19 protein-coding genes (1 of these 19 cut by a window edge) are annotated in these 16,914 nt (G+C 60.9%); 9 read left to right on the forward strand and 10 right to left on the reverse strand.

What is annotated here, in order from left to right; all coding sequences use genetic code 11:
* Positions 1-269 carry the beginning of a TetR/AcrR family transcriptional regulator gene (locus QR290_RS20495; protein WP_115078685.1) on the reverse strand. 301 nt of this gene lie to the left of the window's left edge, so 269 of the gene's 570 nt are visible here — the first part of the coding sequence; it begins with the start codon at positions 267-269; the stop codon falls past the left edge of the window.
* A gap of 92 nt (positions 270-361) precedes the next feature.
* Here QR290_RS20495 and QR290_RS20500 point away from each other — a divergent pair, with 92 nt between their 5' ends.
* Positions 362-1,090, forward strand: a complete 729-nt coding sequence (locus QR290_RS20500) for an SDR family oxidoreductase (protein ID WP_115078686.1) — start codon at positions 362-364, stop codon at positions 1,088-1,090.
* 33 nt (positions 1,091-1,123) lie between these two features.
* Complete coding sequence (locus tag QR290_RS20505; protein WP_115078687.1) at positions 1,124-1,714, forward strand: 2-hydroxychromene-2-carboxylate isomerase; 591 nt, start codon at positions 1,124-1,126, stop codon at positions 1,712-1,714.
* Here QR290_RS20505 and QR290_RS20510 read toward each other — a convergent pair.
* Positions 1,711-2,709, reverse strand: coding sequence for a zinc-dependent alcohol dehydrogenase family protein (locus tag QR290_RS20510; RefSeq protein ID WP_289203486.1), 999 nt, complete (start codon positions 2,707-2,709; stop codon positions 1,711-1,713). The two genes, QR290_RS20505 and QR290_RS20510, sit on opposite strands and share 4 nt — an antisense overlap.
* 113 nt (positions 2,710-2,822) lie before the next feature.
* Between QR290_RS20510 and QR290_RS20515 the strand changes: the two genes are divergently transcribed.
* The gene (locus QR290_RS20515; protein ID WP_289203487.1) at positions 2,823-3,731 is read left to right on the forward strand and encodes a LysR family transcriptional regulator; all 909 of its coding nucleotides are present in this window, start codon (positions 2,823-2,825) and stop codon (positions 3,729-3,731) included.
* Here the strand turns inward: QR290_RS20515 and QR290_RS20520 are convergent.
* From QR290_RS20520 to QR290_RS20535, 4 genes are all read right to left on the reverse strand, one after another.
* The gene (locus QR290_RS20520) at positions 3,724-5,532 is read right to left on the reverse strand and encodes an aminopeptidase P family protein (RefSeq protein WP_289203488.1); all 1,809 of its coding nucleotides are present in this window, start codon (positions 5,530-5,532) and stop codon (positions 3,724-3,726) included. The genes QR290_RS20515 and QR290_RS20520 overlap by 8 nt on opposite strands.
* Positions 5,533-5,589: 57 nt before the next feature.
* Positions 5,590-6,756 (reverse strand): aminotransferase class V-fold PLP-dependent enzyme, encoded by a 1,167-nt coding sequence (locus QR290_RS20525; protein ID WP_221535636.1) that lies wholly within the window; start codon positions 6,754-6,756, stop codon positions 5,590-5,592.
* 206 nt (positions 6,757-6,962) lie between these two features.
* A complete protein-coding gene (locus QR290_RS20530) occupies positions 6,963-7,577 on the reverse strand; it encodes a LysE family translocator (protein ID WP_007955835.1) in 615 nt (204 codons plus the stop codon).
* A gap of 101 nt (positions 7,578-7,678) precedes the next feature.
* Entirely contained in the window at positions 7,679-7,948 is a 270-nt protein-coding gene (locus tag QR290_RS20535) for a hypothetical protein (RefSeq protein WP_007955832.1), read from the reverse strand.
* Positions 7,949-8,337: 389 nt separating this feature from the next.
* On the opposite strand from QR290_RS20535, the gene msuE reads away from it, so the two are divergent.
* Genes msuE through QR290_RS20555 form a run of 4 tightly spaced genes read left to right on the forward strand, consistent with a single transcriptional unit; the run spans position 8,338 to position 12,382 of the window.
* On the forward strand, positions 8,338-8,901 hold the full coding sequence (msuE, locus tag QR290_RS20540) for an FMN reductase (protein ID WP_119429794.1): 564 nt from the start codon (positions 8,338-8,340) through the stop codon (positions 8,899-8,901).
* A gap of 10 nt (positions 8,902-8,911) precedes the next feature.
* The gene (gene ssuD, locus QR290_RS20545) at positions 8,912-10,057 is read left to right on the forward strand and encodes an FMNH2-dependent alkanesulfonate monooxygenase (protein WP_115078692.1); all 1,146 of its coding nucleotides are present in this window, start codon (positions 8,912-8,914) and stop codon (positions 10,055-10,057) included.
* Between the two features lie 10 nt (positions 10,058-10,067).
* A complete protein-coding gene (locus QR290_RS20550) occupies positions 10,068-11,255 on the forward strand; it encodes an acyl-CoA dehydrogenase family protein (protein ID WP_289203489.1) in 1,188 nt (395 codons plus the stop codon).
* A gap of 23 nt (positions 11,256-11,278) precedes the next feature.
* The gene (locus QR290_RS20555; RefSeq protein WP_085710689.1) at positions 11,279-12,382 is read left to right on the forward strand and encodes a sigma-54 interaction domain-containing protein; all 1,104 of its coding nucleotides are present in this window, start codon (positions 11,279-11,281) and stop codon (positions 12,380-12,382) included.
* Here the strand turns inward: QR290_RS20555 and QR290_RS20560 are convergent.
* Positions 12,379-12,744, reverse strand: coding sequence for an antibiotic biosynthesis monooxygenase (locus tag QR290_RS20560; protein ID WP_007955823.1), 366 nt, complete (start codon positions 12,742-12,744; stop codon positions 12,379-12,381). The genes QR290_RS20555 and QR290_RS20560 overlap by 4 nt on opposite strands.
* 90 nt (positions 12,745-12,834) lie before the next feature.
* Here QR290_RS20560 and soxR point away from each other — a divergent pair, with 90 nt between their 5' ends.
* The gene (soxR, locus tag QR290_RS20565; protein ID WP_236191421.1) at positions 12,835-13,293 is read left to right on the forward strand and encodes a redox-sensitive transcriptional activator SoxR; all 459 of its coding nucleotides are present in this window, start codon (positions 12,835-12,837) and stop codon (positions 13,291-13,293) included.
* Positions 13,294-13,329: 36 nt separating this feature from the next.
* On the opposite strand, the gene QR290_RS20570 is transcribed toward soxR, so the two are convergent.
* From QR290_RS20570 to QR290_RS20580, 3 genes are all read right to left on the reverse strand, one after another.
* Entirely contained in the window at positions 13,330-14,100 is a 771-nt protein-coding gene (locus QR290_RS20570) for a MetQ/NlpA family ABC transporter substrate-binding protein (RefSeq protein WP_039770347.1), read from the reverse strand.
* Between the two features lie 73 nt (positions 14,101-14,173).
* On the reverse strand, positions 14,174-14,839 hold the full coding sequence (locus QR290_RS20575) for a methionine ABC transporter permease (protein WP_289203490.1): 666 nt from the start codon (positions 14,837-14,839) through the stop codon (positions 14,174-14,176).
* Between the two features lie 2 nt (positions 14,840-14,841).
* Positions 14,842-16,056, reverse strand: coding sequence for an SfnB family sulfur acquisition oxidoreductase (locus tag QR290_RS20580; RefSeq protein WP_115078695.1), 1,215 nt, complete (start codon positions 16,054-16,056; stop codon positions 14,842-14,844).
* 283 nt (positions 16,057-16,339) lie between these two features.
* Between QR290_RS20580 and QR290_RS20585 the strand changes: the two genes are divergently transcribed.
* Positions 16,340-16,798: a VOC family protein gene (locus QR290_RS20585; protein WP_074687912.1), complete on the forward strand. Its 459-nt coding sequence runs from the start codon at positions 16,340-16,342 to the stop codon at positions 16,796-16,798.
* Positions 16,799-16,914 lie beyond the last annotated feature (116 nt).

Consider the following 16,914-nt stretch of genomic DNA (forward strand, 5'->3'; position numbering starts at 1 on the left):
AGTTTCAGACACCGCTCCAGCCGTACGCGATCCTGCGTACCCTGCCCGCCCAAGCGCTCCAGACTCTGGCACAACTCGCGCTCGACGATAGCCGCGAACAAGGCGTCCTTGGACGAAAAATGGCTGTAAAACGCCGCCCCACTCAGACCGATCGCCTTCATCAGGCCATCGACGCCCATTGATGAAAATCCGGTCTTTTTCGCAGACAGCGAGCTGCTTTGCAGAAGCTTTTCTTTGGTTTCCAGCTTGTGACCGGCGGAGTAGCGCATGTATTTGTCCCCACAATTGAGTGCCTTGACGCTGAGGAAATCCTAGCATAACGTTCGTTCACTTAACGATCGTTTACTAAAGGGATCCACCCATGAATAACAAGAAGGTCGTATTGGTTGTCGGTGCAGGTGATGCCACGGGCGGCGCCATTGCAAAGCGGTTCGCCAAGGAAGGTTTCATCGCTTGCGTCACGCGCCGCAGCGCCGATAAATTGCAGCCGCTGGTGGAAGCCATTCAGGCGGACGGCGGTGAAGCCCACGGGTTTGCCTGCGATGCACGCAAGGAAGAAGACGTAATTGCGCTGATCGAAGATATCGAGACCCGCTTAGGGCCGATTGAAGCATTCGTTTTCAACATCGGCGCCAACGTGCCGTGCAGCATCCTCGAAGAAACTGCCCGCAAGTATTTCAAGATCTGGGAAATGGCCTGTTTCTCCGGATTCCTCAATGCCCGCGAAGTCGCCAAACGGATGGTGACCCGCAGCCGCGGCACGATCCTGTTCACCGGAGCGACTGCCGGATTGCGCGGTGCCTCCGGCTTTGCCGCATTCGCCGGGGCCAAGCACGGTATCCGGGCTCTGGCACAGAGCATGGCCAGAGAGCTTGGCCCGATGAACATCCACGTCGCACACGTCGTGGTCGACGGCGCCATCGATACCGGCTTCATCCGCGACAACTTCCCTGACAAATACGCCACCAAGGATCAGGACGGTATTCTCAATCCCGACCACATAGCCGAAAACTATTGGTATCTGCATAGCCAGCCACGGGACGCCTGGACGTTCGAACTGGATCTGCGTCCATGGAGCGAACGCTGGTAATCCCCCCAATAACAACAACAGAGTGCAGCGAACATGAGCAAAACCGTGGAGTTCTATTTCGATCTCGGCAGCCCCGCCACCTACCTGGCATATACCCAGCTGCCAAGGATCTGCGCCGAAACCGACAGCCAGTTGATCTACATTCCGATGTTGCTGGGTGGCGTCTTCAAAGCCACCGGCAACGCTTCGCCGGCCATGATCCCGGCCAAGGGTCGTTACATGTTTCAGGACCTGGACCGCTACGCCAAACGCTACGGCGTCCCCCTGAAATTCAACCCGCATTTCCCGATCAATACCCTGATGTTGATGCGGGCGGTCACCGGGATTCAACTGCATCATCCGGATCGTTTCCAGGCGTTAATCGATTGCCTGTTCAAAGCGCTTTGGGTTGAAGGTCGCCCCCTAGATGAAACGGCAACGGTCGCCGCCGTGCTGACCGAACATGGCTTCAATCCTGAAGAAGTACTGGCATTGACCAACGATGAAGCAGTCAAGGCTGCGCTCAAGGACAACACCGAAACCGCCGTAAAGCGTGGCGTCTTCGGTGCGCCGAGCATGTTCATCGGCGACCAGTTGTTCTTCGGTCAGGACCGGCTCGACTTCGTGGTGGAAGCCCTTCGTTAAATCTCCACGACCAGACGGCCCTGAGCTGCCTTCGTTGCCAGCAGCTCATGGGCCTCCCCGGCAGTTTCCAGCGTAAACCGACGCGGATCGAGCAACGGTCGCAATTGGCCGGACTCAATCAAGGCAGCAGCCTGTCGCAAGATCTCGCCATGATGCTCACAGCCTCGGCCGGTCAGTAACGGCAGCAAGGTGAACACTCCCGAATACGTCGCCCCACGAAACGACAACGGCGCCAGACTGTGCTGTCCCCAACCGAGGCAGCTCAGCACATGCCCGCTATAGATCCGTACTGCTTTGAAGGAGGCGTCCAGCGTCTCGCCGCCGACCGTGTCATAAACAATATCGAACCCCTCCCCCGCCGTGAACTCGGCGACATAGTCCTCCACCAAGCTCTCTCGATAATCAACGAACGCCGCACCGTAACCTTCAATGATCGCGCGTTGTCCCGCAGAACCCGTTGCATAGACTTCAGCACCGAATGCACGAGCCAGTTGAACGGCCACATGCCCGACGCCACCCGCACCACCATGAATCAACACCTTGTGTCCCGCACTCACGTGAGCCCGATCCACCAGACCTTCCCACGCCGTGATCAGTATCAATGGCAGGCTTGCGGCCTCACGCGAGCTCAGGTTCAAAGGCTTGCGCGCCAGCAGTCGTGCGTCCACCACTGCAAACTCGGCCAACGAACCTTGCGCGCCGCCAATCCCCGTGGCCAACGCATACACCTCATCGCCCGGCGCCCAATCCTGCACACCCTCACCCACCGCTTCGACCACACCTGCCAGATCCAGTCCCAACACCGCCGGCAGCGGTTGCCGGGCATGGGCGGCCTGCCCTGCACGGATTTTCAGATCCAGCGGATTCACACCGCTGGCCTTGATCCGCACCAACACCTGTCCCGCCCCAGCCACAGGCCGTTCGAGGGAAACAAAGCGTAGCGGCCCATTGGCTTGGTCCACCATCAGGGCTTTCATGTTCAGTGAGTCAGTCATTTCGGTCATTCCTGTGGGAGAAAGTGAAGCCATATTCCCGCAGCAGAGCCATGCCGATAAGACGTCAAATGACTATAGTTAGCATGCCAAATCGGCATGAATGAGGCGTCTTCATGGACAAGCTCAACGCAATGGCCATCTTCGTCCGGGTGGTCGAACGCGGCAGTTTCTCCGCCGTTGCCCGGGAACTGCACACCACCCAGCCGACTATCAGCAAAGTTCTGCGCGCCCTTGAAAATCAATTGGGCGGCAAGCTGATTGCCCGCAGTACACGCAAGCTATCTCTGACCGATGAAGGACAGCGGTACTACAATGAGTGTCGAAATATCCTCGCCGCAGTAGATGCCGCCGAGCACAGTTTCCAGTCCGGTAAGGAAACCGTGGCCGGAACTTTGCGGATCGGCTCCTCCGTCAGTTTCGGCCGTTTGCAGATCGCCTCGCGGCTGGCGGAATTTCTGCTGCGTTATCCTCAGGTGCAGATCGACCTGCAACTGAGCGATCAGAATCTGGATCTGGTCAGCGAAGGCCTGGACGTCAGCCTGCGCATCGGCGAGTTGGACGACAGCGGCATGATCGCCCGACGCATCGGCACCACCCACCGGCTCACGGTGGCGACGCCCGATTACCTGCAACGCCACGGTCACCCACAATCACCTCAGGATCTTGCGCAGCACAACTGCCTGCAATTCAACCTGCTCAGCACTCAGAACCTGTGGACCTACGAGAAGGATGGCCAACATCACGACGTACGCATTCAGGGCAACGCCCAGAGCAACAACTCCGAAGCGATCCGCGAAATGGTCTTGGGAGGACTGGGGATTTCGCTGTCACCGGTCTGGTTGTTCAGCGAGGATTTGAAGATGGGTCGAGTGATCGCCCTGTTGCAGGACTACCAGACCCGATCATTGCCGATACACGCCGTGTCCCCGGCAAACCGTCGCCAGTCCGCCAGGGTCAACGCTTTTGTCGACTTCATGACCCAGGCGCTGGCTACAGCGCCCGAGCTTCAACCGATCAGATAGCGGCAGTACGCGTGTTCAACCATTCCAGTGCCGCACCTTCAAGCAGCGGGCTCAGACGCTCGCGCACTTCAGCGTGATAGGCGTTGAACCACTGCTTCTCTTCCTGCGTCAGCAAGGACGGTTCCAGGCAACGGGTGTCGATCGGGCACAGGGTCAGGGTTTCGAACTTGAGGAACTCGCCGAACTCGCTGCTTCCTGCTGCAACGTTCATCGCCAGGTTCTCGATCCGCACACCCCAGCGGCCCGGACGATAAGTACCCGGTTCGATGGAAGTGATCATGCCCGGTTGCATGGCGGTTTGCGGGGCTGGCGCAGCCTGATAGGCGATCACCTGCGGACCTTCGTGAACGTTGAGGAAATAACCCACGCCGTGGCCGGTGCCATGGCCGTAATCCACGTTTTCGGCCCAAATCGGCGCACGGGCAATCGCATCCAGCAGCGGCGACAGAATGCCTTTCGGGAAATGTGCGCGGGACAACGCAATCACGCCTTTCAGGACACGAGTGCAGTCGCGCTTCTGCTCTTCGGTTGGCGTGCCGACCGCCACCATCCGCGTGATGTCGGTAGTGCCGCCCAGGTATTGACCGCCGGAGTCAATCAGCAGCAGGCCATCACCCTCGATCACCGCGTGTTCTTCCGGGGTGGCGTGGTAATGCGGCATCGCGCCGTTGGCGTTGAACGCAGCAATGGTGTTGAAACTCAGCGACACATAATCCGGACGACGCTCACGGGCCGCCGTGAGTTTTTCATCGATGGTCAGTTCGGTAATGCGCTCACGACCCCAGGCCGATTCCAGCCAGGTGAAAAACTCGCACAGCGCCGCGCCATCCTGCTCCATCGCCTGACGAATGTGCCCGGCATCCGCCAGACTCTTCTGCGACTTAGCCAGTGTGGTCGGGTTCAGGCCTTCGACCAGATTCACGCCAGTGTCGAGGTTATCCAGCAGACCGCTGGTGACCCGCGCCGGATCCACCAGCAGGCTCGCGCCACTCGGGATCGCACGCAAGGCATCCGCGACTTCGCTGTAGTCACGCAGAGTCACACCGTCTTTTTCCAGCACGGCACGCAGCTCAGCATCGACCTTGCTCAGTGCGACAAAAAGCGTGGCTTGTTCCTGGCTGATCAGGGCGAAGGAAACGAATACCGGGTTGAACGACACATCGCCGCCGCGCAGGTTGAACAGCCAGGCGATGTCGTCGAGGGTGGCGATGAAGTGCCAGTCGGCACCGCGTTCCTGCAGGGTTTCGCGCAGTTTGGCGAGTTTTTCGCCACGGCTGACGGTCGCCTGCGGTGGCAGGTGCTGGTAGATCGGCGCGTTCGGCAGCGCCGGGCGATCGCTCCAGACTTCTTTCAACAAATCGATGTCGGTACGCAGACTGGCGCCCCGCGCTTCGAGCTTGCTGCCCAGCGTACGCGCCGATGCAACGGCCATCACCGCACCGTCAACCGCGACCACGCCACCTTCCGGCGTCTGCTCGGCCAGCCAGTCCAGCGGGCTCGGCTGACCCGGTTGCAGTTTCACCAGTTCGATGCCGCTGCCCTTGAGTTCCTTGGTCGCCTGTTCCCAGTAGCGACTGTCAGCCCAGACCCCGGCGAAATCGGTGGTGACAATCAAGGTGCCCACCGAGCCATGGAAACCCGACAGCCATTGCCGGCCCTGCCAGTAACCCGGCAGGTATTCCGACAGGTGCGGGTCGGCGGACGGCACCAGCAACGCGTGGATACCTTCGCGACGCATCAGTTCACGGGTGTGCGCGAGGCGCTGGGGAACCGTTCCTTCGGTCAAAGTCTGGGTACTCATCATGTCTCCTGCCAATCACTTCATCGTTATTGTTCGGTGCCGTTCGAAGCCGGCTCGTTAAAGCCCTGTCGCCCAGAATGCCGGAGCACTGGCGCAGGCGGTCTTGATCAGTTCTACAGCCTTGTCGATGTCTTCGGCAGTGGTGAAACGGCCGAGGCTCAGGCGAATCGTGCGGCCCGCCAAGTGGGCGTCGTGCCCCAGTGCAAGCAAGACGTGGGACGGCGCGTTGCTCGCGGAATTGCAGGCCGAAGTCGCGGAAAACGCAATTGAATGGCTCAGCGCAGCCGGGTTGAACTCGCCTTCGCTGAAGGTCAGGCTCAAGGTGTGCGGGATCCGTTGAGTGCTGCTGCCATTGAGGCGCACGCCGGGCAGGCTCAACAGTTGTTCGAGCAGACGCTCGCGCAACGCGACGATGGTTTTCTTCTCGTCATCAAACGCTTCGGCAGCCAGGGCAAACGCCGAGCCCATGGCAGCAATCTGGTGAGTCGCCAGCGTACCGGAACGCAAGCCGCCCTCGTGGCCACCACCGTGAATCTGCGCCTGCAAACGCTGCTGCGCATGCGGGCCGACGTACAGCGCGCCGATGCCTTTAGGGCCGTAGAGCTTGTGCGCCGAGAAAGACATGAGATCCACCGGCCATTGCGCCAGATCGATCGCGACCTTGCCGGCGCCTTGCGCCGCATCGACGTGGAACAGCGCTCCGCGCCCACGCACCACTTCGCCGATGGCCGGGATGTCGTTGACGGTGCCGAGTTCGTTATTGACCAGCATCAGCGACACCAGAAAGGTGTCATCGCGCATCGCTTCGCTGACCGCTTGCGGGGTAATCAGGCCTTCGGCATCCGGCACCAGATAAGTGACGGCGACACCGGCGTCCTGCAATTGCCGGGCGGTGTCGAGGATGGCCTTGTGTTCGATCTGACTGGTGATGATGTGCCCGCCGGACACACCACGGGCCTGGGCCACGCCTTTGAGGGCGAGGTTGTTGGATTCGGTGGCGCCGGAGGTCCAGACGATCTGTTGCGCCTGGGCGCCGACCAGTTCGGCGACTTGCCGGCGAGCGTTCTCGACCGTTTGCCGGGCTTGCTGGCCGAAGGCGTGAGAACTGGAGGCCGGGTTGCCGAAGTTACCGTTGAAACCCAGACACTCGATCATCACCTGGATGACCCGCTCGTCCACCGGGGTGGTGGCGGCGTAATCGAAATACAGCGGACGTGTGTTCATAAAAAGACTCGCAGAGCGTGTTCCGGGATCAGGAAGCTCGTGTCTACAAACGGCACGACGCAGCCTTGTGAGCTGCGTCCGGGTTCGAGAGCGTCATCAATACCTGATCGGATGCCGTTAAAGAAGAACAACTTCATTTAAAAGTGCGTAGGAACGCTCCTGAACGCGACTTTAACAGGCATCGGGCTGGCGGTTGTAGCACTGCGTCAGCTAAAGCTTTCAAGGAGTAACGGATACAGCGAAATCACCAGCAGCGCCGCCATGCCCCAGTTGAACACCCGCAACCAGCGGCGATCCTTGAGCACGTTGCGCAGCAAGGTCCCGCACGCCGCCCAGACGCCGACGCTCGGCAGGTTGATGATGGCGAACACCGCCGCAATCACGATCACGTTGGTGAAATAACCCTGCATCGGTGTGTACGTGCTGATGGCACCGATGGCCATGATCCACGCCTTGGGATTGACCCACTGGAAAGCGGCCGCGCCGAGATAACTGATCGGTTTTGCCTCGCCCTGCTCGCTGTCGCCGACCGGGCCGGAATGGGCGATTTTCCACGCCAGGTACAGCAAGTACGCCGCGCCGACGTAACGCAGGACCGTATAAAGAAGCGGATAGGTCTGGAACACCGCCCCCAGGCCAAAACCCACCGCCACCACCAGCACGAAGAAACCGCAGGTAATGCCGAGCATATGGGGGATGGTGCGGTTAAAGCCGAAATTCACGCCCGATGCCAGCAGCATGGTGTTGTTCGGCCCCGGTGTGATCGAGGTGACAAGGGCAAACAGGGCGAAGCCCAGCAGCAGGTCGAGCGAGAGGGTCATGGCAGGCAGTCCGTCAGGGTCATTCAGGTGTTGACCCTATCCCACGGCGCCGCGCAAACCCACGGACAGTTGGGTAAAACTTCAAGCAGTACAGTTACGGATCAGCTTGGACGACCGTGCAGCTGTACGGCCCGCTCGGCGCTCATTTCACCCTTGTTGTCGAACCCGAAAGTCTTCTGTGGCTGGCCAAGCAGTTGGGCTTTCTTCGCGTGGTATTCCTCGAACGACAAGCCGCTACGGTTCAAGGTTTCCAGCGCCAGTTCGCGGGTTTCTTCCGCTGTGTATGGGCGAAGTTCCGGGGAAACATGGCTCGCGCAACCGGCGAGAACGGAGACAGCGAGCATCAGCGAAACAGTCAGTAAACGATTCATGGGAGCGTCCTGGCGAGCAGTGTGGGTCGATGGAGAAAGGCTACGCCCGGGCACGCTTCGGCAGAAATCAACGCTCTCAATAGTGGCTATCAGAATTCGGGCAGGGTTCGTCCTTTATATTCTCAAAAGACCTATCAATATCAATTAACAGTCTTTTACGGAATAACAGTCAGCCTTTATAAATCCTTCATCGCGTTCGGCACTGTTGCTCCAGCAACTGTTTCCCAGGCAACAGCGGTTCAACAAACCGGCCTGAAAGTCACACGAGCACAGCCACCGAAAACGCTCAAAGCCCCGGAATACGGGCCTTACAGGAATTGGTACAGCGCTTGCTCTGCTCCGGTGACTACTCACTGCTCGCCGAGCAACTGTTGAAAAAGGAACTGACCATGTCGCGTCCACTGAAAGTCGTCGCCCTGTCCGGCGGAACCTGGCGTCCGTCCCGCACTCTGGTGCTGACCCAGGCCCTGCTGACCGAATTGTCCGGGCACCTGCCGGTCGAGAGTCATCTGATCGAACTCGGTGACATCGCCCGCCCGCTCGGCGCCGCACTGTCCCGTCAGGAACTGCCGGCCGAGATCGAAGCCGAGCTGCAAGCCATCGAACAGGCTGATCTGTTGATCGTCGCCGCGCCGGTGTATCGCGGTTCCTATCCGGGGCTGCTCAAGCATTTGTTCGACCTGATCGACCTGAATGCGCTGATCGACACCCCTGTGTTGCTCGCCGCCACCGGTGGCAGCGAACGCCACGCGCTGGTCCTCGATCATCAGTTGCGCCCGCTGTTCAGCTTCTTCCAGGCCGTGACCCTGCCGATCGGCGTGTACGCCACCGAAGCCGATTTCGCTGACTACCAGATCACCAGCGAACCGCTCAAGGCGCGCATCCGTTTGGCTGCTGAGCGCGCCGCGCCGCTGTTCGGCACTCACATCAAACCGTTGCTGAAAATCGCTTAAGGAGCTGTTCATGGATGTTTTCTGGTTCCTGCCGACCCACGGCGACGGTCACTATCTGGGCACCACCCAAGGCGCGCGCCCGGTCACCCTCAATTACCTGAAACAGGTGGCGCAAGCCGCCGACAGCCTCGGCTACCACGGTGTGCTGATTCCCACCGGACGTTCCTGCGAGGATTCGTGGGTGATCGCCTCGGCCCTGGTGCCGCTGACCGAACGCCTGCGTTATCTGGTGGCGATCCGTCCGGGGATCATTTCGCCGACCGTCTCGGCGCGCATGGCTGCGACCCTTGATCGACTGTCCAACGGCCGCTTGCTGATCAACGTCGTGACCGGCGGTGACCCGGACGAAAACCGTGGCGACGGCAGTTTCCTCAGCCACAGCGAACGCTACGAAGTCACCGACGAATTCCTCAAGATCTGGCGCCGTGTGTTGCAAGGCGACGCGGTGGATTTCGAAGGCAAACACCTGAAGGTACAGAACGCCAAAGCCCTCTATCCACCGGTGCAGAAACCCTATCCCCCGCTGTATTTCGGCGGGTCCTCCGACGCGGCCCACGATCTGGCTGCCGAACAGGTCGACGTGTACCTGACCTGGGGCGAACCACTGGCCGCCGTCGCCGAAAAACTCGCCGACGTGCGCGAACGCGCAGCCCGTCACGGGCGCAAGGTGAAGTTCGGCATTCGCCTGCACGTGATCGTGCGCGAGACCGCCGAAGAGGCCTGGAAAGCCGCCGACAAACTGATTGAGCACATCAGCGACGAAACCATAGAGGCCGCGCAGAAATCCTTCTCGCGTTTCGACTCCGAAGGCCAGCGACGCATGGCCGCTCTGCACGACGGACGTCGCGACAACCTGGAAATCGCCCCCAACCTGTGGGCCGGCGTCGGCCTGGTGCGCGGCGGTGCCGGCACCGCACTGGTCGGCGATCCACAGCAAGTGGCAGCGCGAATCAAGGAATACGCGGACCTTGGCATCGAGAGCTTCATCTTCTCCGGGTACCCGCATCTCGAAGAGGCCTACCGCTTTGCCGAGCTGGTCTTCCCGCTGCTGCCCGAGCCGTACGCGAGCCTGGCTGGGCGCGGTGTCACCAACCTCACCGGGCCGTTTGGCGAAATGATCGCCAACGATGTACTGCCCGCCAAAGCCAACGCCTGAGGAAGACCGAGTGACTGCCAAACCGCAAAGCACCCTGCTCTCCCCGCTGCAGACCGCCCGCCAACTGGCCGCCGAATTTGCCCTGACCGCCGTCGAGCGCGACGAACGCGGTGGCACACCGAAAGCCGAACGCGACGCCCTGCGCGACAGCGGTCTGCTGGCCCTGAGCATTCCCACCCGTTACGGCGGCCTCGGCGCGCGCTGGAGCGAAACCCTGGAAGTCGTGCGTGAATTCGCCAAGGTCGACAGTTCGATCGCCCACGTCTTCGGCTTTCATCATTTGATGCTGGCCACCGTGCGCCTTTTTTCCCGCCCGGAACAATGGCAACCGTGGTTCGAACAGACCGCACGGCAGAACTGGTTCTGGGGCAACGCGCTCAATCCGCTGGACACTCGCACCGTGGTCAAGGACCTCGGCGGCTGGCGCGAGTTTTCCGGCAAGAAAAGCTTCTGCTCCGGCGCCAGCGATTCGCAGATGCTGATCGCCTCGGCGGTGGACGAAAGCAACGGTGGCAAACTGCTGATCGCGGCAATCCCCAGCGGCCGCAGTGGCATCACTTTGCACAACGACTGGAACAACATCGGCCAGCGCCAGACCGACAGCGGCAGCGCAACGTTCGAACGGGTGCGGGTTGAGGAAGCGGAATTGCTGCTGGATCCGGGGCCGCTGAGCACACCGTTCGCCTGCTTGCGCCCGTTGATCGCACAACTGACGTTCACCCACATGTTTCTCGGCATCGCCGAAGGGGCCTTTGAAGAGGCGCGGCAATACACCCTGAGTGAAACCCGTGTCTGGCACAAATCCTCGGTGCGCGAGGTGCGTGAAGATCCTTATGTGCTGGCCCATTACGGTGAGTTCTGGGTTGCCCTCGAAGGCATTCGTCTGCTGGTGGAACGCGCCGCCGCGCTGCTCGACGAAGCCTGGGCCAAAGGCCCGAACCTCAGCGCCGAAGAGCGCGGTCACCTGGCCACGGCGATCGCCACGGCCAAGGTCGCCGCCAGCCGCCAGGGCCTGGAGATTTGTAGCCGACTGTTCGAAGTCACCGGTGCCCGATCAACCCATGCGTCGCTGCGTCTGGACCGACACTGGCGCAACCTGCGCACGCAAACCCTGCACGACCCGCTGGATTACAAACTCCACGAGCTGGGCGACTGGGCGCTGAACCAGTCCCTGCCAGTGCCGACGTTCTATTCCTGATTTCCTTTCGTGGAGCGAGACCCATGCAACTGCTGACCCTGCCGCCCTCACCCGCTCTGGCCACTTCGATTCGCGCCACTGCCCAGGTGTTCGAAGACCCGAAATCCCAGGCCCTGCTCGCGCATCTGCAACAAGTCGCGCCGAGTGAAGCCAGCGTGCTGATCATCGGCGAAACCGGCACCGGCAAAGAGTTGGTGGCGCGGCACATCCACAACCTGAGCAACCGGCGTAACCGACCGTTCATTGCAGTCAACTGCGGGGCATTTTCCGAGTCGCTGGTGGAAGCCGAACTGTTCGGCCATGAAAAAGGCGCCTTCACCGGCGCCCTCAGCGCCAAGGCCGGGTGGTTCGAAGAGGCGGATGGCGGCACCTTGTTCCTTGATGAGATTGGCGATCTGCCGATGGCGATCCAGGTCAAATTGCTGCGGGTGTTACAGGAGCGCGAAGTGGTGCGCCTGGGTTCGCGCAAGAGCATTCCCATCGATGTGCGGGTGCTGGCGGCGACCAACGTGCAACTGGAGAAAGCCATCAACGCCGGGCATTTTCGCGAGGATCTGTATTACCGGCTGAACGTGGTCAATCTGGAACTGAGCCCTTTGCGCGAACGGCCCGGCGATATCCTGCCGCTGACCCGGCATTTCATCGAGGCCTACAGTCAGCGTCTGGGTTACGGACGCATCACCATCAGCCCCGGCGCTGAGCACAAACTGCGCGGCTACAGCTGGCCGGGCAACATCCGCGAACTGGAAAACGTCATCCATCACACGCTGCTGATCTGCCGCAATGGCGTGATCGAGCGCGACGACCTGCGCCTGTCGAACCTGCGCATCGACCGTCCGGACGATCAGCACGGCAGCGTCGACGACTCACCGGAAGCGCTGCTCGAACGCGCCTTCCAGAAACTCTTCGAGCAACAGGCCGGCGCGCTGCATGAAAAGGTCGAGGACGCGTTGCTGCGTTCGGCCTATCGCTTCTGCCACTACAACCAGGTGCACACCGCCGCGCTGCTCGGCCTGAGCCGCAATGTGACCCGCACGCGGCTGATCAAGATCGGCGAACTGGCGGTGAACAAACGGCGACCCACGGAAAACCTGCAGGGCGAGCGCTTGATCCAGCTGTCGATCTAGCCGACCAGTTGGCAGTGCAAACCGTCGTCGTGACTGCGGGCGATACTGCTCAGCACCTGGAATGAACCGAAGGTCACGGTGCGCGCCTGATGGGTGCGGATCAGTTGCCAGAAATCCTGCTCGCCAGTCTCGAAACTCTGGAACGCCGCCTCCCCCGCCTCGCGGGACTGCCATTGCAGAAAGCTCAACACTCGCCGACCGTCGTCGCTGGCCTGGACGCTGGCGCTGACGAAGCCGGCGTAACGCTGGGCCAGACGTTCGGTCTGCACCGCCAGCGCCGAGACCAGCGCCGGTTGCTGGCCGGGTTCGATTTCAAATTCGATCAATTGGGTAAAGCTGCGGTTTTTCGCTGGTGCTTGCATGAAATCCCCACTCTGTCAGACGAATCTTGCGATTCGAAGGCCTGCAGGGTAAAACCTCGAGTTAACTAGAGGTCAAGGGGCAATTTGCAAATGATCACTGCGGAAAATCTGCACAAGCAACTGACCGTCGGCGAAGTCGCGGCCCGCAGCGGTGTAGCGGTCACCGCCCTGCACTTTTATGAATCCAAGGGATTGATCAAGAGCCAGCGCAATGCCGGCAACCAGCGCCGTTATCCACGGGAAGTGCTGCGCCGGGTGGCGCTGATCAAGGTGGCGCAACGGCTGGGGATTCCGCTGGCGGAGATCGGCGAGGCACTTAAACAGTTGCCGGACAACCGCGCGCCAACAGCGGCGGACTGGAAAGTGTTGTCGGAGCAGTGGCGGCGGGAACTGGACGAGCGGATCAATCAGTTGATGCTGCTGCGTGATCGATTGACCGGTTGCATCGGTTGCGGATGTCTGTCGATGGAGGCCTGCCCGCTGCGCAACCAGGGCGATGTGCTGGGCGAGCAAGGGCCGGGGGCGCACTTTCTCGACGTTCCCAAGTGAAGGCTCCCATGCCATGGGAACCCTCGGATCTATCGATCAGAAACCCGGCGCAATCTGCCCTTTGTAACGGGTCAGAATGAACTGACGCACTTCATCGGAATTCAACGCCTTGGCCAGTTTCTGCAAGCCTGGGTCGTTGATGTTGTCGGGACGCGCGACCAGAAACTCGATGTACAGGCTTTTGCCCTTCTCGACGATCAGCGCGCTGTTGGTGTCGATCCCGGCTTCCAGCGCGTAGTTGGCGAACACGAATGCCAGGTCCACCTGGCTGACGGAACGGGCCAGTAATGCGCCTTCCAGTTCACGGATTTTCAGGTGCTTGGGGTTTTCAACGATGTCGCGCTGGGTGGCCAGGGTGTTGCTCGGATCCTTGAGTTTGATCAGTCCCGCCTCGTGCAGCAGTACCAGGGCGCGACCGGTGTTTACCGGGTCGTTGGGGATCGACACGCTGGCGCCGTCCTTCAGCTCCGAAATGTTCTTGATCTTGGTCGAGTAAGCGCCGAACGGTTCGATGTGCACGCCAACCACCGGCACCAGATCGGTGTGGCGGGTCTTGTTGAAATCATCGAGAAACGGCCGGTACTGGTAGTAGTTGGCGTCGAGGTTTTTCAGCGCCAGTTGCTGGTTGGGCTGGATGAAGTCGGTGAAGACCTTGATGTCCAGATCCACGCCTTCCTTGGCCAGAGTCGGTTTGACGAACTCGAGGATTTCCGCGTGCGGCACCGGGGTGGCACCGACGATCAGTTTTTCGTTGGCATGGGCGCCGAACGACAGAACGGCAGCCAGTACGGCCAGGGTCTTTTTCATGCTGTGCTCCAAGGCAGATTTGAGTGGCCGTCGTGGGGTGAACGTGGGGCCTTTATGGGTTGAACTTGTTTTTTCAGCGTCGGCTGTAGTGCGCCACCAGACGGTCGCCGGTCATTTGCAGGGCCTGCACCAGAATCAGCAGCAACACCACGGTGACCACCATCACGTCGGTCTGAAAACGCTGATAGCCGTAGCGGATCGCCAGATCGCCGAGCCCGCCGCCACCGATCACGCCGGCCATCGCCGTGTAATCCACCAGCACGATGGCGGTCACCGTCACCGCCGCCAGCAACCCGCCGCGGGCTTCCGGCAACAGCGTGTGGCGAATGATCTGCCAGGTGTTGGCGCCCATGGCCTGGGTCGCCTCGACCACGCCGCGATCGACTTCGCGCAACGCGGTTTCCACCAGTCGCGCAAAGAACGGTGTGCAGCCGACCACCAGCGGCGGAATGGTTCCGGGCACGCCCAGCGAGGTGCCCACCAGCAACGTGGTCAGTGGAATCAGCACGATCAGCAAAATGATGAACGGCAGCGATCGCAGCATGTTCACGATCACCGACAGCACTCGATACACGCCGACCGTTTCATGCAACTGGCGCTTGCCGATGAGAAACAGCAGCAGCCCCAGCGGCAGGCCCAGCAACACCGTGAACAGCAGCGCCGCGCCGAGCATGCTCAGGGTGTCGAGACAGGCCTGGGCGATGTCGGTCCAGTAAATGTGTTTGAACCACTCGGCCATGATCAGGACCAGTCGTGGCGCGGCGGTTTGACGCCGTTGAGTAGCCAGTTGCCGACCACGTGGTATTTCCAGCGCACCGGGTCATGCAGGGTGTGCACCCGGGCATTGCGCCAGTGACGGTCGAAGTTGTGCTTCTTCAGGGTCGAGCGGGTGCCACCGAGTTCGAATAGTTTGTTGCTGGCCTCGATGGCGATTTCGGTGGTCAGCACCTTGGCCTTGGCTACCGCCAGGGACGCCAGCGCGACGTTGCCTTCATCGGGTGCAGGACGTGCAGCGTCGAGCGCCCAACCGGCGCGTTCGAGCAAGGCTTCGGCGGCTTCCAGGCGGATTTCCAGCGCGCCGATCTGAATGATCGTCAACGGATCTTCGCTGGCTCTTTCCACGCCTGCATCGATCCATGGCCGGGCGAACTGACGGACAAATTCCACGGTGTCACGCAACGCAGCCCGGGCAATGCCGGCGTCGATGGCAGCGGTGGTCAATTGGGCGAACGGCCCGGCCAGGGTCGGGCTCTCGTAGGAACGGTACGTCGGAAACAGATTGAACGGTGGCACCTGTAAATCCTGCGCCAGCACCGTGCCGCTGGAGGTGGTGCGCTGGCCGATGCTGTCCCAGTCATCGACGATCACCAGCCCTTTTGTGCCGCGTTCGACGAAGGCCAACTGGCCCTTCTGCTCTTCATCCAGCGCCAGCACCGCCAGCCAGTGGGCATAGAGCGAGCCGGTGCAGTAACCCTTGCGGCCGTTGATCACATAACCGTCGCCATAACGACGGATGGTCGCCTGAATGTCCTGCACGTTCTTGCCGCCGGTTTCCGACAGCGCATTGGCGAAGCGATGACCTTGCAGCGCCAGTTCAAAGAAGTGTGCCTGCTGCGCCGGCGTGCCTTGCAGGCGGATGTCTTCGAGCAGGCAGTAGTGGTTTTGCGGGATCTGCCCGAGGGACGGATCGGCAGCGGAAATGATCGCGATCACCTGCGCCAGCACCGCGTAAGACACCTGCGCGCCGCCGTATTCCTTCGGCACTGTGATGCCCCACAGGCCACTGTTGGAATACAGGTCGACGATCTCGGCCGGTACTTCACGGCTGCGGTCACGCTCGGCGGCGTGCTCCTGCAAGACGGCGGCGACCTGTGCGGCCACGCGCAAGGCTTCGGCGTCGTCGGCGACCCGGTGGGCGGAGGGCGGGTTGATCGGATAAACGGCAGATTCAGACATGGATGACTCTCGGTATCGGTGTTGTACCGGGTCATTGCAGCTTCTGTGCCTGACCGACAGGCCTTGTTTTACGCGGGTTGCAGCGGATATTCAGGGCTTGAGGCGATGAAAACCCGCGCATTCTGTTGCTTCACTGTCGATGGCTGAACAGTGCGCGGGCTGCTCGTCGGCTACTCGGTCACGGCGGCGGCACGGATCTATAGTTGAGCGACCGGCAACCCCGGCGAAGGCACACCTTCAACTTCTAATAAAAACCAGGCAACAAATAACAGGGAGTACCGCCATGAGCGTCAAACCCATTCCCGAGGGGTATCACAGCATTACCCCGTACCTCGGCATTCACAAAGCTGCCGAAGCCATCGACTTCTATAAAAAGGCGTTCGGTGCCACCGAAGTCATGCGCCTGAGCATGCCCGACGGCGGCATCGGCCACGCCGAACTGCGCATCGGTGACAGCGCGATCATGCTCGGCTCGCCATGCGATCAAGGGCCGTTGAGCAATCCGGACAAAGCCGTGTCCGTCGGTCTGCATCTGTACGTGACCGATGTCGACAAATCCTTCCAGCGCGCACTGGAGGCCGGCGCGACCTCGGTGTCCGAGGTCAAGGATCAGTTCTACGGCGACCGCAGCGGGACATTGAAAGATCCGTACGGGCATCTGTGGTTCCTGGCCACGCGCAAGGAAGACCTGACCCAGGCGCAGATCGAGCAGCGGGCGAAGGAGATGTTCCAGCAGGGTTAGCAACGCCGAGTGTCCATTCCCGTGCAGCGCGCGGGGATGGGCGAACACGATTCATGAACCGTCGAACCACGCTTCACGCCTTGTCATGAACGCCCGGCGATTTCAGGATGCAGGCC

The sequence above is a fragment of the Pseudomonas fluorescens genome (assembly GCF_030344995.1).
GTDB classification, from domain to species: domain Bacteria; phylum Pseudomonadota; class Gammaproteobacteria; order Pseudomonadales; family Pseudomonadaceae; genus Aquipseudomonas; species Aquipseudomonas fluorescens_BF.